Below are 830 nucleotides of genomic sequence, written 5' to 3'. Positions count from 1 at the left end.
GTGGTCCTGGTGCGGCGCCGGAAGGTCGTGGCGGTGTGAGCGCCGTCGAACTGGTCGCCGCCGCGCGCCGGCGCGGAGCCGTCCGGGCCCGCGGGGTGTCGGCCGGGCTGGCGGTCACCCTCGTCGCCGTCTTCGCGCTTTCCCTGGCCGTGGGCGACTTCCCGGTTCCACTCGGCGACCTGCCCGGCCTCCTCTTCGGCGGCGGCGTCGGCCGCGCGGCTTACGTCGTCACGGAACTGCGGCTGCCGCGGGCGGTCACCGGCGTGCTCGCCGGCCTCGCGTTCGGCACGTCCGGCGCGCTCTTCCAGCGCCTCCTGCGCAATCCTCTCGCGAGCCCGGACGTCATCGGCGTGACGCAGGGCGCGAGCGCCGCGGCGGTCGTGGCGCTCGTGCTCTTCGAGGCCTCGGGCGTGGTGGTCTCGGCCGCGGCGCTGGCCGGCGCGGTGCTCACCGGCGCCACGATCTACCTGCTGTCCCGCCGCGGCGGCGTGCACGGCTACCGGCTGGTCCTCGTCGGCGTCGGCGTGGGCGCGGTCCTGACCAGCGTCGTCTCGTACCTGATGACCTGGGCCGACGTCACCCTCGCCCAGCAGGCGCTGGTCTGGCTCACCGGCAACCTCAACGGCCGCGGCTGGGACCAGGCCGCGCCGCTCGCCATCGCGCTCGCCGTCCTGCTGCCCTTGGCACTGAGCCAGAACCGCGCGCTGACCGGGCTGCAGCTCGGCGACGACACCGCGGCCGGGCTCGGGCTGCGCGTCGAACGCAGCCGCCTGGTCCTGCTCCTGCTCGCCGTCGCGCTCGCGGCCTTCGCGACGGCGGCCGCCGGGCCC

General features: G+C 76.6%; 1 protein-coding gene. It reads left to right on the top strand.

Annotated elements, in window-relative coordinates; genetic code table 11:
• Positions 1-35: 35 nt before the first annotated feature.
• Positions 36-830, top strand: a 795-nt coding sequence (locus tag G3I65_RS04130; RefSeq protein ID WP_160694898.1) for an iron chelate uptake ABC transporter family permease subunit, incomplete at its 3' end; no start/stop codon positions are given.

Origin of the sequence: Amycolatopsis sp. SID8362, assembly GCF_010550475.1 — a bacterium.
Classification (GTDB): Bacteria; Actinomycetota; Actinomycetes; order Mycobacteriales; family Pseudonocardiaceae; genus Amycolatopsis; species Amycolatopsis eburnea.
Note: the sequence above shows the minus strand (reverse complement) of the source record. Positions and strands in the feature narration are given on the sequence as shown.